The organism is Thauera mechernichensis, assembly GCF_029588855.1.
In the GTDB taxonomy this organism is placed as follows: Bacteria; Pseudomonadota; Gammaproteobacteria; order Burkholderiales; family Rhodocyclaceae; genus Thauera; species Thauera mechernichensis.
Genome location: NZ_JARQZE010000004.1, coordinates 218319 through 233597, shown reverse-complemented (window position 1 = coordinate 233597; position 15279 = coordinate 218319). Strand labels below are relative to the sequence as shown.

At 64.9% G+C, this 15279-nt stretch carries 15 protein-coding genes; 6 read left to right on the top strand and 9 right to left on the bottom strand.

The annotated features are described in order from the left end of the window. Positions 1 to 6: 6 nt before the first annotated feature. The 7 genes from P7F68_RS07930 to P7F68_RS07900 form a co-directional block, all read right to left on the bottom strand. Positions 7 to 675, bottom strand: a complete 669-nt coding sequence (locus tag P7F68_RS07930; RefSeq protein WP_232431392.1) for a retropepsin-like aspartic protease family protein — start codon at positions 673 to 675, stop codon at positions 7 to 9. 89 nt (positions 676 to 764) lie between these two features. Beyond that, positions 765 to 1250, bottom strand: coding sequence for a YajQ family cyclic di-GMP-binding protein (locus P7F68_RS07925; protein ID WP_002927353.1), 486 nt, complete (start codon positions 1248 to 1250; stop codon positions 765 to 767). An 18-nt stretch (positions 1251 to 1268) separates the two neighbouring features. Next, the gene (gene ppnP / locus P7F68_RS07920) at positions 1269 to 1592 is read right to left on the bottom strand and encodes a pyrimidine/purine nucleoside phosphorylase (protein WP_002927355.1); all 324 of its coding nucleotides are present in this window, start codon (positions 1590 to 1592) and stop codon (positions 1269 to 1271) included. A 14-nt stretch (positions 1593 to 1606) separates the two neighbouring features. Further along, on the bottom strand, positions 1607 to 1837 hold the full coding sequence (locus P7F68_RS07915) for a DUF2788 domain-containing protein (RefSeq protein ID WP_002935509.1): 231 nt from the start codon (positions 1835 to 1837) through the stop codon (positions 1607 to 1609). Between the two features lie 65 nt (positions 1838 to 1902). Further along, positions 1903 to 3132 (bottom strand): argininosuccinate synthase, encoded by a 1230-nt coding sequence (locus tag P7F68_RS07910; protein ID WP_277832114.1) that lies wholly within the window; start codon positions 3130 to 3132, stop codon positions 1903 to 1905. A 67-nt stretch (positions 3133 to 3199) separates the two neighbouring features. Continuing rightward, positions 3200 to 4123, bottom strand: coding sequence for an ornithine carbamoyltransferase (argF, locus tag P7F68_RS07905; protein WP_277832112.1), 924 nt, complete (start codon positions 4121 to 4123; stop codon positions 3200 to 3202). Positions 4124 to 4132: 9 nt separating this feature from the next. Further along, on the bottom strand, positions 4133 to 5308 hold the full coding sequence (locus P7F68_RS07900) for an aspartate aminotransferase family protein (protein WP_002935506.1): 1176 nt from the start codon (positions 5306 to 5308) through the stop codon (positions 4133 to 4135). A gap of 232 nt (positions 5309 to 5540) precedes the next feature. Between P7F68_RS07900 and P7F68_RS07895 the strand changes: the two genes are divergently transcribed. Further along, positions 5541 to 5831 (top strand): DUF3579 domain-containing protein, encoded by a 291-nt coding sequence (locus P7F68_RS07895; protein WP_002927366.1) that lies wholly within the window; start codon positions 5541 to 5543, stop codon positions 5829 to 5831. A gap of 383 nt (positions 5832 to 6214) precedes the next feature. On the opposite strand, the gene rpsT is transcribed toward P7F68_RS07895, so the two are convergent. Then, positions 6215 to 6481, bottom strand: coding sequence for a 30S ribosomal protein S20 (gene rpsT / locus P7F68_RS07890; RefSeq protein WP_002929309.1), 267 nt, complete (start codon positions 6479 to 6481; stop codon positions 6215 to 6217). Between the two features lie 286 nt (positions 6482 to 6767). On the opposite strand from rpsT, the gene murJ reads away from it, so the two are divergent. Beyond that, on the top strand, positions 6768 to 8306 hold the full coding sequence (gene murJ / locus P7F68_RS07885) for a murein biosynthesis integral membrane protein MurJ (protein ID WP_002929308.1): 1539 nt from the start codon (positions 6768 to 6770) through the stop codon (positions 8304 to 8306). Positions 8307 to 8630: 324 nt separating this feature from the next. On the opposite strand, the gene P7F68_RS07880 is transcribed toward murJ, so the two are convergent. Beyond that, complete coding sequence (locus P7F68_RS07880) at positions 8631 to 9557, bottom strand: LysR family transcriptional regulator (protein WP_002935504.1); 927 nt, start codon at positions 9555 to 9557, stop codon at positions 8631 to 8633. A gap of 105 nt (positions 9558 to 9662) precedes the next feature. On the opposite strand from P7F68_RS07880, the gene P7F68_RS07875 reads away from it, so the two are divergent. The 4 genes from P7F68_RS07875 to ettA all read left to right on the top strand — a co-directional run bounded on the left by P7F68_RS07875 (position 9663) and on the right by ettA (position 15275). Further along, the gene (locus tag P7F68_RS07875) at positions 9663 to 10439 is read left to right on the top strand and encodes a ferredoxin--NADP reductase (protein WP_002929304.1); all 777 of its coding nucleotides are present in this window, start codon (positions 9663 to 9665) and stop codon (positions 10437 to 10439) included. Between the two features lie 171 nt (positions 10440 to 10610). Further along, positions 10611 to 12977 carry an EAL domain-containing protein gene (locus P7F68_RS07870; protein ID WP_002929303.1) on the top strand — a complete coding sequence of 789 codons (2367 nt, stop codon included), beginning with the start codon at positions 10611 to 10613 and terminating at the stop codon, positions 12975 to 12977. A gap of 114 nt (positions 12978 to 13091) precedes the next feature. Continuing rightward, on the top strand, positions 13092 to 13574 hold the full coding sequence (locus P7F68_RS07865) for a glutathione peroxidase (RefSeq protein WP_002935502.1): 483 nt from the start codon (positions 13092 to 13094) through the stop codon (positions 13572 to 13574). Positions 13575 to 13610: 36 nt separating this feature from the next. After that, positions 13611 to 15275, top strand: coding sequence for an energy-dependent translational throttle protein EttA (gene ettA, locus P7F68_RS07860; protein WP_277832100.1), 1665 nt, complete (start codon positions 13611 to 13613; stop codon positions 15273 to 15275). Positions 15276 to 15279 lie beyond the last annotated feature (4 nt).

The window sequence follows — 15279 nt, the reverse complement described above, 5'->3', positions numbered from 1 at the left end:
GCCGGCTCAGTACCGACGCGTCAGCACCAGCAGGCCGGCCTCGCTCCGCATGCCGAGGCGGCTCAGGAAACTCATGCCGAGCAGTGGCACGGGCAGCCCCTGTTCATGTACCGTGCCCTGGACACCGTACAACACGATGCCACCGACGCTGACCCGGTCCAGTGTCAGCAGCCAGGCGGTGCTGGGGCCGTTGGCAGTGTTCATGATGACTTCGCGCCCCTTGCGGTAATCGATACCGGCTCGACGCGCCTCGTCCGCACCGATCGAGACATAGGTGGCGCCCGTATCGACCATGAAACGCATTGCAGCGCCATTGATCGAGCCCTGCGCCCAGTAATGCCCCTGCGGATCGGGAGTCAGGCTGACGCTCAAGCCGAGGTCTGCCTGCGGCGTCGGCGGCTGAATGCGCAGCGGCGCTTCGCCTAGGGCGACCCGGCGCCGCTCACCGCCCACATCGATGAGCGCGGAGCGCCCATCGACCTCCAGCACCACGACACCCTCTTTTGAACGCTGCCCGATACCGAGCGTTTGCGGAGCGCCGCCGTCGACCATCAGCACCGCACGCTTGCCGAACACGCCGGCAAGCTCCACATCCGCAGCGGGGGCGAGGCCAGGGACTAGCAGCAGCAGGGCTGCGGCGCGGCGGATAAGGGTAATGGCCTGCATGACGGGCATGAACATCGCGACGAGAGTGCCGACATCATCTCACGATCGTTCAAGCCCATGTATCAGTCATGCGGCCTCTGCCTCCTGGGGGCCGCCCCTCAGTCGCGGAAATTCCCGTACTGGAGCGGAAAGTCGGTGATCTGTTTCTTGACCAGCGCAATCGCCTCCTGCAGCACGTCGCGCTTGGCGCCGGAGACGCGCACGGCGTCGCCCTGGATGGCGGCCTGGACTTTCATCTTGCTGTCTTTCAGCAGCTTGACGATCTTCTTGGCGAGGTCCTGGTCGACGCCCACGCGCACCTTTACTTCCTGCTTGACCTTGTTGCCCGAGACCTTCTGCACGTCGCCGTAGTCCAGGCAGCGGACGTCGACGTTCTTCTTGGTCATCTCGGGCAGCAGGATGGTCTTGATCTGGTCGAGCTGGAAGTCGCTGTCACCATGGATGGTGAGCAGCTTGTCGGCATGCTCGATCTTGGCGCTGGTGCCCTTGAAGTCGTGGCGCCCCTCAACCTTGCGGTTGGCCTGCTCTACGGCGTTGCGCAGCGAGGGCTGGTCGACCTCGGACATGATGTCGAAAGACGGCATGACTCCCCTCCTCCGCGATCAGCCGAAATGGCAGATGTAGTGGTAGGGCTCGCCAGCGACTTCGATGTCGAAGCTGGAATTGCCCGGCACGTTGAAGGACTCGCCGGCGCCGTAGGTCTTCCAGTCCGCCTCGCCTTTCAGGCGCACGCGGCAGCTGCCAGCGACCCCTTCCATGATCTCGGGCGCGCCCGTGTTGAAGGTGAGCGTCGCCGGCAGGATGACACCGACCGACTTCTTCGTGCCGTCGGCGAGCTGGATGCCGTGACTGACGCACTTGCCATCGAAATAGACGTTGGCCTGGGTGGTGACGGTTACGCCGTCGAAGGTGGCGGTGATGGCCATGAGATACGGACTCCTTATTCGATGCCGAGCAACTTCTGGATGATGCCCTTGGCGACGAAGCCGACGAAGCCCACGCCCAGGCCAAGGAACATCCACAGCATGCCGTAGCGGCCGGCCTTGGACTCCTTGCCCAGGTTCCAGATGATGAACATCATGAACAGGATCAGCCCGGTCAGGCCGATCTGGAGGGCGAGATCCTCGAACTCGGTAAAGCTGAGCCCAAGGATGAAATCATCGTTATTCATCGCAGCGTTGTATGGGGATTGAGCTTCGCAGCACAGGGGGGCGGATCAAGCCGCCCCCTTCGGGATCAGCTGCGCTTGGCCTTGGCGTTGGCGGCGATACGCATGCGCAGCGCGTTGAGGCGGATGAAGCCGTGTGCGTCCTTCTGGTTGTAGGCACCGGCGTCATCTTCGAAGGTGGCGATCGTCGGGTCGAACAGCGAATCGGTCTTCGAGTCGCGGCCGGTGACGATGACGTTGCCCTTGTAGAGCTTGAGGCGCACCCAGCCATTGACGGTCTGCTGGGTGTGGTCGATCAGCGCCTGGATGGCCTGACGCTCCGGGCTCCACCAGTAGCCGTTGTAGATCATGCTGGCGTAGCGCGGCATGAGGTCGTCCTTGAGGTGGGCGACTTCGCGGTCGAGCGTGATCGATTCGATGGCGCGGTGGGCACGCAGCAGGATGGTGCCGCCCGGGGTCTCGTAGCAGCCGCGGCTCTTCATGCCGACGTAGCGGTTCTCCACCAGGTCGAGGCGGCCGATGCCGTGCTTGCCGCCCAGCTCGTTGAGCTTGGCGAGCAGTTCGTGCGCCTTCATGCGCGTGCCGTTGATGGCAACGAGATCGCCCTTCTCGAACTCCAGGTCGACGTATTCGGCGGCGTCCGGTGCGGCCTCGGGCGACACCGTCCAGCGCCACATCGACTCTTCGGCCTCGGCGGCCGGGTTCTCGAGGTGGCGACCCTCGAAGGAGATATGCAGCAGGTTGGCATCCATCGAGTAGGGCGAGCCGCCCTGCTTGTGCTTCATCTCGATGGGAATGCCGTGCTTCTCGGCATAGGCCAGCAGCTTCTCGCGCGACAGCAGATCCCATTCGCGCCACGGCGCGATGACCTTCACGCCCGGCATCAGCGCATAGTAGCCGAGCTCGAAGCGGACCTGGTCGTTGCCCTTGCCGGTGGCGCCGTGGGAGACGGCATCGGCGCCGGTGGCGCGTGCAATCTCGATCTGGCGCTTGGCGATCAGCGGGCGTGCGATCGAGGTGCCGAGCAGGTACTCGCCTTCGTAGACGGTGTTGGCGCGGAACATCGGAAAGACGAAGTCGCGCACGAACTCTTCGCGCAGGTCGTCGATGAAGATGTTCTCGGGCTTGATGCCGAACTTGAGCGCCTTGGTGCGCGCGGGCTCGAGCTCTTCGCCCTGGCCGAGGTCGGCGGTGAAGGTGACCACTTCGCACTGGTAGGTGTCCTGCAGCCACTTCAGGATGACCGAAGTGTCCAGCCCGCCCGAGTAGGCGAGCACTACTTTGTTGACGTCGCTCATGCTGTTTTCCTGTTTCCTGCTGTGTTGCCGGCACACACGCCCGTGCATGCCGTGATTGTCTCGTAGCTCAGTTCTCGATGCGGCCAAGCATCAGGTATTCCATCAGCGCCTTCTGCGCGTGCAGCCGGTTCTCGGCTTCGTCCCACACCACCGACTGCGGGCCATCGATGACCTCGGCCGTTACTTCCTCGCCGCGGTGCGCGGGCAGGCAGTGCATGAAGACGGCGTCCTTGTGGGCGACGGCCATCATGTCTGCATCGACGCACCAATCGGCAAAGGCCTTCATGCGCTCCTCATTCTCGGCCTCGAAGCCCATCGAGGTCCACACGTCGGTGGTCACCAGGTCGGCACCGCGGCAGGCGTCCATCGGGTCGGCGAACTGCTCGAAGTGATCGGTACCGTAGAGACCAGCGCGCTCGGGCTCGACCTCGTAGCCCGGCGGCGTCGACACATGCACGTTGAAATCCAGCACCTCGGCCGCCTGCAGCCAGGTGTTGCACATGTTGTTGCTGTCACCGATCCAGGCCACCGTCTTGCCCTGGATGGAGCCACGATGCTCGATGAAGGTGAAGATGTCGGCGAGGATCTGGCAGGGGTGGTATTCGTTGGTGAGGCCGTTGATGACCGGCACCCGCGAGTTGGCGGCAAAGCGCTCGACGATGTCCTGCTCGAATGTGCGGATCATCACGATATCGCTCATGCGCGAGATGACCTGGCCGGCATCTTCCACCGGCTCACCGCGGCCGAGCTGCGAGTCACGCGTATTCAGGTAGATGGCCGAGCCGCCGAGCTGGTGCATGCCAGCCTCGAACGACAGCCGGGTGCGGGTGCTGGCCTTCTCGAAGATCATCACCAGCGTACGGTCGAACAGCGGATGGTAGGGCTCGTAGCGCTTGAACTTGTCCTTGATCCACCTGGCACGCGCGAACACGTAGTCATACTCTTCGCGGGTGAAGTCCTTGAACTGCAGATAGTGCTTGATTGAAGTCATAGGCAATCCTCAGCCGTTCGCGAGGAAGTCGCGAATCATCGGCGCCAGCATGGCCACCAGCGTCTGGGCGTCGGCAGCGGTGAAGGTGAGCGCGGGCAGCAGGCGCACCACGCGTTCGGAGGTGACCGACAGCAGCAGCCCCTGCTCGGCGGCACGCGCCATGAGCGCGCCGCAGGGGCGGTCGAGTTCGATGCCGATCATCAGGCCGCGGCCGCGGATATCGACGATGCCAGCCACGCCCTCGAGCGCCTCGGCCATACCCTTGCGGATCGCATCGCCCACGGCAACGGCGTTGTCCATGAGCTTGTCGTCGACAATGGCACCGAAGGTCGCCAGACCCGCCGCGCAAGCGAGCGGATTGCCACCGAAGGTGGATCCATGGTTGCCCGGCCCGAACAGCCCCTTCGCCTTGCCCGCTGTGACGCAGGCGCCGATCGGCACGCCGGAGGCCAGGCCCTTTGCCAGGGTCATGACGTCGGGCATGGTGCCGGCGTGCTGCCAGCCGAACCACTTGCCCGTACGGCCCATGCCGCACTGGACCTCGTCGCAGATGAGCAACCAGCCCTTGTCGTCGCACAGCGCGCGCAGCTCACGCTGGAAGGTCTCGTCGGCCACGTTGACGCCGCCCTCGCCCTGGATCATCTCGAGCATCACGGCGACAACCGCATGGTTGTGCTCGCCAACCTTGCGGATGGCCTCGATGTCCTTGTAGGGCACACGGATGAAGCCCTGTACCAGCGGCTCGAAACCGGCCTGCGCCTTGCGGTTGCCGGTCGCCGACAGCGTGGCCATGGTGCGGCCGTGGAAGGCCTGCTCCATGACGATGATGTGAGGCAGCTCGACACCCTTGTTGTGCCCGTACATGCGCGCGAGCTTGATCGCAGCCTCATTGGCCTCGCAGCCCGAATTGCAGAAGAAGACTTCGTCCATGCCGGACGTCTCGGCAATGCGGTCGGCGAGTTCGTCCTGCAGCGGGATGCCGTACAGGTTGGAAGTGTGCAGCACGCGCCCGGCCTGGTCGGCAATGGCCTTGACGAGTCGCGGATGGTTGTGACCGAGGGTATTGACGGCGATGCCGGAGAGGGCATCGAGATAGCGCTTGCCAGTCTCGTCGTAGAGCCAAACACCCTCGCCGTGGGAGAAGGCCACCGGCAGGCGGGCGTAGGTGTTCATGACATGGGACATGGGATACCTCGAGTTCGACGAAGCCAGAAAACGCACACGGCGGCCAACGCCGCCGTGCAGGAATAGCGCTGAATATTAAGCCAAAACCCGGCACGCTGTACATAAGCCCCATGGCGCGCCAGCACACGCCGAAAAGCGCAACTGCGGTTTTCTGCTAGAATGCCGCCCGTCCTGATTCCGGCATCAAAGAACCGCAACAGCGACGCCCCCCGAAGCCGCCAAGGCATCACACATGAACCAGAAGATCGAAAACTTCATCATTGTCGGGGTCACGAGGGAGGGGAAGAAATTCCGTCCGAGCGACTGGGCAGACCGCCTGTGCGGCGTGATGTCGGCCTTTGGCGCCGACCATCGCATGACCTACTCCCCTTATGTGCGCCCCGGTTGCACACTCAAGGGTGACAAGACCGTCCTTGTCGACGCTCGCCTCTACGACGTCGAGCCGCTGGCCTACAAGTTCATGGTTAACTTCGCCAACGACAACAACCTGCAGATCGAGTGGATGGGCGATACGCCCCTGTAAACACACGCCAGAGAGACGGGCGGACCGCAGGAACAAGCGCGGAGCACGCCTTCACTTTCACTGCGGGAGCGGCGCCAGCCGCGAGCTTCTTGCCTTCGGGCGGCATCGCCTTCAACACCTCGCGGCTTGCGCCGCTCCTACGGGGAGCCGCCATGCGATGGGAGTGCAGTAGGAGCGGCGCCAGCCGCGAGCTTTTCGTCGGCTCATCCCGGCACTATCGCATTCAAACCGTCGCGGCTTGCGCCGCCCCTACATCAGCACCGCCCACGTTGGGACACAGCTCTGTATAGACGCCCGCATCTTCAGCCCAGGCAGCTAACAAAAAAGCGACCCGCAGGTCGCTTTTTCAGTGTCGGCGCCTGGGCGCCGGCATACTTCAAGAATCAGACAGCCATTGCCTTGACGGCGGCCGAAAGACGGCTCTTGTGGCGAGCAGCCTTGTTCTTGTGAATGATGTTCTTGTCAGCGATGCTGTCGATGGTGCTCATCGAGGTGCGAAAGACCGACTGAGCCGCCGCCTTGTCGCCACCCACGATGGCCTTGCGCACGGCCTTGATCGCGGTACGCAGGCGGGAACGAAGGCTGCCGTTATGGGCGCGTGCCTTGGTCGCCTGACGGGCGCGCTTGCGAGCTTGTGCCGAGTTGGCCATAAATGTGAATTCCGTGTTGGTGGTTCTAGAAAAGTACGCGATTATATTGAGCCACGCGAACAAATGCAATAGGCAACCGCATTAATGTAGGACTGCTGTTCAGGCGGCGAGACATCAATGGCGTGCGCAAGCTCGTCCGCCGCCATAACCGGGCACCCGCCTTCGCCCCCTCGCCTGCATCGGCAGCCGTGCAATCACGATGACGGCAACGGATTGGCGGCACAGCCGGTTATGATGCGCGCCTTGCGCCGCCTCCCGAACTGCAACCTGCACTGCCCCGCACCTCATGAACCTCCTGCGCGCCCTCGCCACCGTCAGCGGCATGACCCTGCTGTCCCGCATCCTCGGCTTCGTGCGCGACCTCGTCATCGCCCGCGCCTTCGGCGCCGGCATGGCCACCGACGCCTTTTTCGTCGCCTTCCGCCTGCCCAACCTGTTGCGGCGGATGTTCGCCGAAGGGGCGTTCTCCCAGGCCTTCGTGCCGATCCTCGCCGAATACAAAAACCGCCAGGGCGAGGCGGCAACCCACACCCTGGTCAACCGCGTCGCAACACTGCTCGGGCTGATCGTGGCGGTCGTGGCGGCACTCGGCGCACTGGCGGCACCGCTCATCATCTACGTGTCGGCACCGGGTTTCTCGGGTGACCCGGGCAAATTCGAGCTCACAGTCGAGCTCACCCGCATCACCTTCCCCTACATCTTCTTCATGTCCCTGGTGGCGCTGGCGGGCGGCGTCCTCAACACCTGGAGCCGCTTTGCCATCCCGGCATTCACACCGGTCCTGCTCAACCTCGCCTTCATCGGCATGGCACTGTTCGCCGTGCCCTACTTCGACCCGCCGGTGCTGGCGCTGGCGTGGGCGGTGTTCATCGGCGGGCTGCTGCAGCTGATCCTGCAGATCCGTCCGCTGATGAAGATCGGCATGCTGCCGCGCTTCGACCTGGACATGTCCGACCCTGGCGTGCGCCGCGTCATGAAACTGATGGCGCCGGCCATCCTGGGCGTGTCGGTGAGCCAGATCTCCCTGCTGATCAACACCATCTTCGCCTCTTTCCTGGAGAGCGGCAGCGTGTCCTGGCTGTACTACGCCGACCGCCTGATGGAGTTTCCCGCCGGCCTGCTGGGCGTGGCGCTGGGGACGATCCTGCTGCCCAGCCTGTCCAAGCTGCATGCCGACGACAAGGGCGAGGAGTTCTCCTCGCTGCTCGACTGGGGCCTGCGCCTGACCCTGCTGCTGACCCTGCCAGCGGCCCTGGGCCTGGCGCTGCTGGCGGTGCCGCTGGTGGCGACCCTGTTCAACTACGGAGCCTTCTCGGCGACCGACGTGATGCAGACACGCAGCGCGCTGGTCGCCTACAGCATCGGCCTGACCGGCCTGATCCTGGTGAAGGTGCTGGCGCCGGGCTTCTACGCCCGCCAGGACATCCGCACCCCGGTGAAGATCGCCCTCATCACGCTATGCGCCACCCAGCTGATGAACCTGGCCTTCGTCTTCCCATTGCGCCATGCCGGGCTGGCGCTGGCGATCGGGCTGGCATCCTGCCTCAACGCGGCTTTGCTTTACCGCGGCCTGCGCAAGCGCGCCATCTACACGCCGCAAGCCGGCTGGGGGATATTCGCACTGAAGCTGCTGGCGGCCCTGGCGGTGATGGGAGGGGTGCTGTGGTTTGCGGGCGGTCCGGCGACGCTGTGGCTCGAGATCGGTGGCCTTGAGCGTGCCGGGCGGCTTGGCGTGGTCGTGGTTGCGGGCGCTGCGGCCTACTTCGCCACGCTGTTCGCGCTCGGTTTCCGGCCGCGCGACTTCCGTCGCCGCGGCGCAGCCTGAAGGTAAAGGCTCGCGGCTGGCGCTGCTCCTGCAGCCCCCCCACCGCGCCCCCCCGGTAGGAGCGGCGCCAGCCGCGAGCTTTTATGCGCCCCGTCGCCTTCAACCCCTCGCGGCTCGCGCCGCTCCTACAGCCCCCTCACAGCGCGCGTCGCCCCCGGTAGGAGCGGCGCCCACCGCGAGCTTTTGAGGGGCGGCTTCGATGCGCCCCGTCGCCTTCAACCCCTCGCGGCTCGCGCCGCTCCTACAGCCCGCCCAGCGCGCGTCGGCATCCCGTAGGCGCAACGCAAGTCGCGATGTCATCGCCAACGAGGCGCCAGTCGGGACTCAGGGCACCGGCGGCAGCGGAATCTGGTCACTGCGCCGTGCGCCGCCAGTGAAGGCGCGGCAGTCCTCGAGGAAGCGTCGGATGACGCGGCTGTGGTACTTGCCACGGTGCCACACGAAGTAGAAATACCGCCGCAGGTCGAGTTGCGGGGTGTCGACCGGCACCAGGCTGCCACGGCGAAAGGCATCGCGAAGGGCGAGCCTGGACAGGCAGCCCAGTCCCAGTCCGCTCTCGACCGCACGCTTGACGGCCTCGGTATGCTCGAGTTCAAGCCGCGGCACGATGCCGCCCGGCCAGTGGCGCAAGGCCTGGTCGAAAGTCTCACGCGTACCCGAACCACGTTCGCGCAGAATCCAGGGCTGGTGGGCGATCGCATCCAGCCCGACTTGCCCCCCTTTGGCCAGCGCATGCCCCGGCGCACAAAACACCACCAGTTCGTCCTCCACCCAGGGCTCGACCTCGAGCGCCGCATCGACGACCTGGCCTTCGACCAGCCCCAGATCGATCTCGTGCCGCAGCAGCATGGCAGCGATGGTGGCGGTGTTATGCACCTGCAGGCGCACCCTGCTCTCGGGATGCGCCTGCAGGAAATTCGACACAATGAGCGGCAGCAGGTAGTTGCCGATGGTGAGGGTGGCCCCCACCCGCAGGTTACCCAGACCACGCTCGCCGCGCAGCAAGGCGTCGATCTCCTCGGCGCGGTCCAGCAGCTCTACGGCATGAGCAAGCAACAGGCTGCCCTGCTCGTTCAGGCGCAGACGCTTGCCGGCGCGGTCGAAGAGCTGCTGATCGAACTGGCTCTCGAGCTCGGCCAACGCCGCACTGGCGGCCGACTGCGACAGTGCGAGCGCTTCAGCCGCACGCGAGACGTTCTCGCTGCGCGCGATCTCGACGAACACCTGCATCTGACGGAGCGTGAACCTCATATCGATTCAATAGGTAAGTGATATCACTATTATCCACCAGATCACTAACGACGCGGGCCTAGAATCAGGGCCATCCGAATCACCCCCACAGGGTCCGCAGCCGTCATGAGCAACCTCGTCACCGAACGCGTCCTCAGCGTCCATCACTGGAACGACTCCCTCTTCAGCTTTCGTACCACGCGCAATCCCGGCCTGCGCTTCGAGAACGGCCAGTTCGTGATGATCGGGCTCGACGTCGATGGCAAGCCGCTGACCCGCGCCTACAGCATCGCCAGCCCCAACTACGAGGAGCATCTCGAGTTCTTCAGCATCAAGGTGCCTGACGGCCCGCTGACATCACGCCTGCAGCACCTGCGCGAGGGCGACCCCATCGTCGTGAGCAAGAAGCCCACCGGCACCCTGGTGCTGCACGACCTCAACCCCGGCAAGCACCTCTACCTGCTCGCCACCGGCACCGGCCTGGCGCCTTTCCTGAGCGTGATCCAGGATCCGGAGACCTATGCGCGCTTCGACAAGGTGGTGCTGGTGCACGGCGTGCGCTTCGTTGCCGAGCTCGCCTACACCGACTTCATCACCCGCGTGCTGCCGCAGAACGAGTTCTTCGGCGAGCAGGTCAGCGAACAGCTCATCTACTACCCCACGGTCACCCGCGAAGCCTTCCGCAATACCGGCCGCATCACGCATGTGATCGAATCCGGCAGGCTGTTCGCCGACATCGGCCTGCCCGCGCTCGACCCGGCCACAGACCGCGTCATGATCTGCGGCAGCCAGGCGATGAACAAGGACTGCTGCGACCTGCTCGACGCGCGTGGTTTCTCCATGTCGCCGCGCATCGGCGTACCCGGCGACTACGTGATCGAACGTGCTTTCGTCGACAAGTGAGCGGGCGATGACAGGCGCACATGCGCTCGTGCTATCCCCTTTTTCTTGATATTTATCAAATTTGATCACACCTGGGCCGCTAGCATCGCGGCCCGTGAAAACACCCATACCCGCCTCCCTGTTCCTTTCTCTGCGCTGCCTGGCCGGTAGGTCACCCGGAGCGTACGGCGCATGACGCGTGCCGCCGTCTCCAGGCTGCTGAGGACCTCGACCCACATCAGGCTGCTGGTGCTTGGGCTGGTCGTGCTCGCCGTCGTGGGCAGCCTTTTCGTCCAGGCCGGCGCGGTCACCACCGGCGAGCACCTGCGCTATGCACGCGACCTGCGCGAGATCCGTCAGGTGGATGCGGAGCTCAACACCGCAACCATCGCAAGCCGCCTGGACATCGGCAGCTGGCAGGCGGTCGAAGCACACAGCGCACGCATGCGGACGCTGATCGATGCGCTCCACGACACGCCATCGTTCCTGACCCACGAGGAGAGGCTGCGCGTTCTCGATCAGCTCGACAGCTACGCCCGAATGCAGCAGCACAAGCAACAGCTGGTCGCGGCCCTCCAGGAGGAACTGGCGCGGATCACGGAGCCCGCCCAGGCCAGGCACCAGCGCCTGGACGAGCTCTCATCCGCCCTGCTTGCGCTGGCCAGCGCGCGCCAGGGCGAGGTCCTCGTGGAAAGCTATGCGGCTGGCTACAAGTCGGCCGCAGCGCGCACCCAGGCCCACCTCGTGCTGCTGCTCGCGGTTGCCCTGGGGCTCGGAGTCTTCCTGCTGTTGACTGCCATCCGGCTGCGCAAGACGACGCTGGCAGTAGCGGACACCAACGTCGAGCTCAATGCCACCGTCGCAGCGCTCCGCAGTGCAGAGGCTGAGCTGACGCGCTATGCGACCGTATTCACCAGCTCGAGCGAGGGCATGCTGATCACCGATGCCGCGGGGACCATCATCGCGGCCAACCCGGCGTTCAGCCGGATCACCGGCTACACCCTGGACGAGGTGATCGGGCACTCCCCCGGGCTGCTCAACTCCGGTCGCCAGGATGCGGGCTTCTACCGCCGCATGTGGTCGGCCATCAACAGCCGTGGCCAGTGGCAAGGCGAGATCTGGAATCGTCGGCGCAACGGCTCCATCTATCCCGAGTGGTTGTCGATCAGCGCAGTACATGGCGAGGACGGCAAGGTCCTGAACTACATCGGCATCTTCTCCGACATCACCGAACGCAAGGAGGCCGAGGCGCGCATCCTGCATCTCGCCCATCATGATCCGCTCACCAACCTGCCCAACCGCGCTCTCCTCCAGGACCGCCTGCAACAGGTGCTGCTGCAGGCGCGACGGCACAAACGCGGCGTAGCGGTGCTGCTGCTCGACCTCGACCGCTTCAAGACGATCAACGACATCCTCGGGCACGAGAGTGGTGACGGCCTGCTGCTGCAGATCACCGAACGCTGCCGCAGCACGATCCGCGACACCGACACGCTGGCACGCCTGAGCGGCGACGAATTCGTGATCGTGCTGCAGGAGGTCGACGGCGCTCACGATGCCGCACTCATCGCGCGCAAGATCCTCGACGAAGTGGCGCTTCCATGCCAGCTGGGCGAGCACCGGATCACGGTGACCGCAAGCATCGGCATCGCGCTCTACGACCAGGACGGCGGCACGCCCTCGGCCCTGCTGCGCAACGCCGACGCCGCGATGCATCGCGCCAAGGAAGCCGGACGCAATGGCTTCGAGTTCTTCTCGGCCGAGATGAACACCTCCTCACTCGGCCAGCTGCTGCTCGAGAACCAGCTGCGCGGGGCGGCAGACCGTGGCGAACTGCTGCTGCACTACCAGCCCAAGGAGTGCGCGATCAGCGGCCGGCTGCTCGGGCTGGAGGCGCTGCTGCGCTGGCAGCATCCGGAGCTGGGCTTGGTCGCCCCCGGCCGCTTCATACCGCTCGCCGAAGAGATCGGGCTCATTGGCACGATCGGCGAGTGGGTGCTCGGCGAGGCCTGCCGCCAGCAACGCGCCTGGCTCGATGCCGGCCTCGACATCGTGCCGGTCGCAGTGAACCTGTCCGCACAGCAGCTTGCCCAGCAGAACATCGTCTCCCAGATATCGAACGCGATCAACGATGCCGGCCTTGCCCCCGAGGTGATCGAGCTCGAGCTCACCGAAACCATGCTGATGCGCGACATCGACCGTAACATCCACACCCTGATCCGGCTGCGCGACATGGGCGTGCGTCTGTCGATCGACGATTTCGGCACCGGCTACTCGTCGCTCAACTACCTGCGCCAGTTCCCGGTCAATGCGCTCAAGATCGACCGCAGCTTCGTCAGTGACATCAGCGCAGAAGGCAACGAGGGCAAGATTGCCTCGGCCATCATCGGCATGGCCCACAGCCTGGGGCTGGAGGCGATTGCCGAAGGCGTGGAGACCGAGGCGCAACGCAGCTTCCTCGTCGCACAGGGCTGCCACCAGCTGCAGGGCTATCTCATTGGCAGGCCAGTACCTGCGGGTGAGCTGGCGCCCCGCCTGCGACCGCGCCCCGGCCATCGCTGAGCACCACCCCGCAGCACCGAACTTGTGTCACCCTGCACGCGTCGAAGCCGCTGCGGAACGGGGCATTCACCCCGATTGCCGACAAGCGGACAAGGACCCATACGGAGAGACACGATGAATTCCAATCTGTACGAGATCGAAGTCGAGCGCCTCAGCGGCGGCACCACCACCCTTGGCGAACATGCCGGCAAGGTGTTGCTGGTCGTCAACACCGCCAGCCAGTGCGGCCTCACCCCGCACTACGCCGGCCTCGAGAAGCTCTACCAGACCTACAAGGACCGCGGCCTGGTCGTGCTCGGTTTTCCGTGCAACCAGTTCGGCGCCCAGGAGCCGGGCAGCGCGGAAGAGATCGGCGCCTTCTGCGAGAAGAACTACGGCGTGAGCTTCCCGATGTACGCCAAGATCGAGGTCAACGGTGATGGCGCGCATCCGCTCTACAAGCACCTCAAGCAGCACGCCAAGGGCATCCTCGGCACCGAGGCCATCAAGTGGAACTTCACCAAGTTCCTGGTCAGCCGTGACGGCGAGCGCATCGAACGCTACGCACCAACGACCACGCCGGAGGAACTGGTGAAGGACATCGAGGGGATGCTGTAGACTGCAGCCCTTTCCGACTCAGCAGGACCCTCCCCCATGGCCCAATACGTCATGTCGATGCTGCGCGTGAGCAAGATCGTTCCGCCCAAGCGTCAGATCATCAAGGACATCTCCCTTTCCTTCTTCCCCGGCGCCAAGATCGGCCTGCTCGGCCTCAACGGCTCGGGCAAGTCCACCGTGCTGCGCATCATGGCCGGCGTGGACAAGGAATACGATGGCGAAGTGCAGTGGCTCGCCGGCCAGCGCATCGGCTACCTGCCGCAGGAGCCCGAGCTCGACCCCGCCAAGACGGTGAAGGAAGAGGTCGAGTCCGCGCTTGGCGAGATCATGGAAGCGCGCCAGAAGCTGGAGGAGGTCTACGCCGCCTACGCCGAACCCGACGCCGACTTCGACAAGCTCGCCGAGGAACAGGCCAGGTACGAGAACATCCTGTCGACTGCCGGCAGCGACGTCGAGACCCAGATGGAAATCGCCGCCGACGCGCTGCGCCTGCCGCCCTGGGACGCCGTGATCGGCAACCTGTCCGGCGGTGAGAAGCGCCGCGTCGCGCTGTGCAAGCTGCTGCTGTCCAAGCCCGACATGTTGCTGCTCGACGAGCCCACCAACCACCTCGACGCCGAATCGGTCGACTGGCTGGAGCAGTTCCTCACCCGCTTCCCCGGCACCGTGGTGGCCGTCACCCACGACCGCTACTTCCTCGACAACGCCGCCGAGTGGATCCTCGAACTCGACCGCGGCCACGGCATCCCGTGGAAGGGCAACTACTCGTCATGGCTCGAGCAGAAGGGTGACCGCCTGGCGCAGGAAGCCAAGCAGGAAGCTGCGCACCAGAAGGCGATGAAGACCGAGCTTGAATGGGCGCGCTCCAACCCCAAAGCGCGCCAGGCCAAGTCCAAGGCCCGTCTGGCCCGCTACGAGGAAATGGCGAGCGTCGAGTACCAGCGCCGCAACGAGACCCAGGAAATCTTCATCCCGCCCGGCGAGCGCCTGGGCGACAAGGTCATCGAGTTCCACAACGTCAGCAAGGCCTTCGGCGACAAGCTGCTGATGGACAACGTCAGCTTCAGCATCCCGCCGGGCGCCATCGTCGGCATCATCGGCCCCAACGGCGCGGGCAAATCGACGCTGTTCAAGATGATCGAAGGCCGCGACACGCCTGATTCCGGCACGGTCGAGATCGGCACCACGGTCAAGATCGCCGCCGTCGACCAGACCCGCGAGGGGCTGGCCAACGACAAGACGGTGTTCGACGCCATTTCCGATGGCGCCGACGTGCTTACCGTGGGCCGCTTCGAGATGCCCAGCCGCGCCTACATCGGCCGCTTCAACTTCAAGGGCGGCGACCAGCAGAAGATCGTCGGCAATCTCTCGGGTGGCGAGCGCGGGCGCCTGCACCTGGCCAAGACCCTGATCCAGGGCGGCAACGTGCTGCTGCTGGACGAACCGTCCAACGACCTCGACGTCGAGACCCTGCGCGCGCTCGAAGACGCGCTGCTGGAGTTCGCCGGCTGCGCGCTGGTGATCTCGCACGACCGCTGGTTCCTCGACCGCATCTGCACGCACATCCTGGCGGCCGAAGGCGATTCGCAATGGACCTTCTTCGCCGGCAACTACCAGGAATACGAAGAGGACAAGAAGAAGCGCCTGGGCGAAGAAGGCGCGAAGCCGAAGCGTATCCGCTACAAGCCGATCGCGCGCTGACGCG

What these genes read in the sequence shown, in the direction of transcription:
- P7F68_RS07930 (WP_232431392.1), bottom strand. Translation starts at nt 675, where the DNA reads ATGCCCGTCATGCAGGCCATTACCCTTATCCGCCGCGCCGCAGCCCTG.
- P7F68_RS07925 (WP_002927353.1), bottom strand. Translation starts at nt 1,250, where the DNA reads ATGCCGTCTTTCGACATCATGTCCGAGGTCGACCAGCCCTCGCTGCGC.
- ppnP (WP_002927355.1), bottom strand. Translation starts at nt 1,592, where the DNA reads ATGGCCATCACCGCCACCTTCGACGGCGTAACCGTCACCACCCAGGCC.
- P7F68_RS07915 (WP_002935509.1), bottom strand. Translation starts at nt 1,837, where the DNA reads ATGAATAACGATGATTTCATCCTTGGGCTCAGCTTTACCGAGTTCGAG.
- P7F68_RS07910 (WP_277832114.1), bottom strand. Translation starts at nt 3,132, where the DNA reads ATGAGCGACGTCAACAAAGTAGTGCTCGCCTACTCGGGCGGGCTGGAC.
- argF (WP_277832112.1), bottom strand. Translation starts at nt 4,123, where the DNA reads ATGACTTCAATCAAGCACTATCTGCAGTTCAAGGACTTCACCCGCGAA.
- P7F68_RS07900 (WP_002935506.1), bottom strand. Translation starts at nt 5,308, where the DNA reads ATGTCCCATGTCATGAACACCTACGCCCGCCTGCCGGTGGCCTTCTCC.
- P7F68_RS07895 (WP_002927366.1), top strand. Translation starts at nt 5,541, where the DNA reads ATGAACCAGAAGATCGAAAACTTCATCATTGTCGGGGTCACGAGGGAG.
- rpsT (WP_002929309.1), bottom strand. Translation starts at nt 6,481, where the DNA reads ATGGCCAACTCGGCACAAGCTCGCAAGCGCGCCCGTCAGGCGACCAAG.
- murJ (WP_002929308.1), top strand. Translation starts at nt 6,768, where the DNA reads ATGAACCTCCTGCGCGCCCTCGCCACCGTCAGCGGCATGACCCTGCTG.
- P7F68_RS07880 (WP_002935504.1), bottom strand. Translation starts at nt 9,557, where the DNA reads ATGAGGTTCACGCTCCGTCAGATGCAGGTGTTCGTCGAGATCGCGCGC.
- P7F68_RS07875 (WP_002929304.1), top strand. Translation starts at nt 9,663, where the DNA reads ATGAGCAACCTCGTCACCGAACGCGTCCTCAGCGTCCATCACTGGAAC.
- P7F68_RS07870 (WP_002929303.1), top strand. Translation starts at nt 10,611, where the DNA reads ATGACGCGTGCCGCCGTCTCCAGGCTGCTGAGGACCTCGACCCACATC.
- P7F68_RS07865 (WP_002935502.1), top strand. Translation starts at nt 13,092, where the DNA reads ATGAATTCCAATCTGTACGAGATCGAAGTCGAGCGCCTCAGCGGCGGC.
- ettA (WP_277832100.1), top strand. Translation starts at nt 13,611, where the DNA reads ATGGCCCAATACGTCATGTCGATGCTGCGCGTGAGCAAGATCGTTCCG.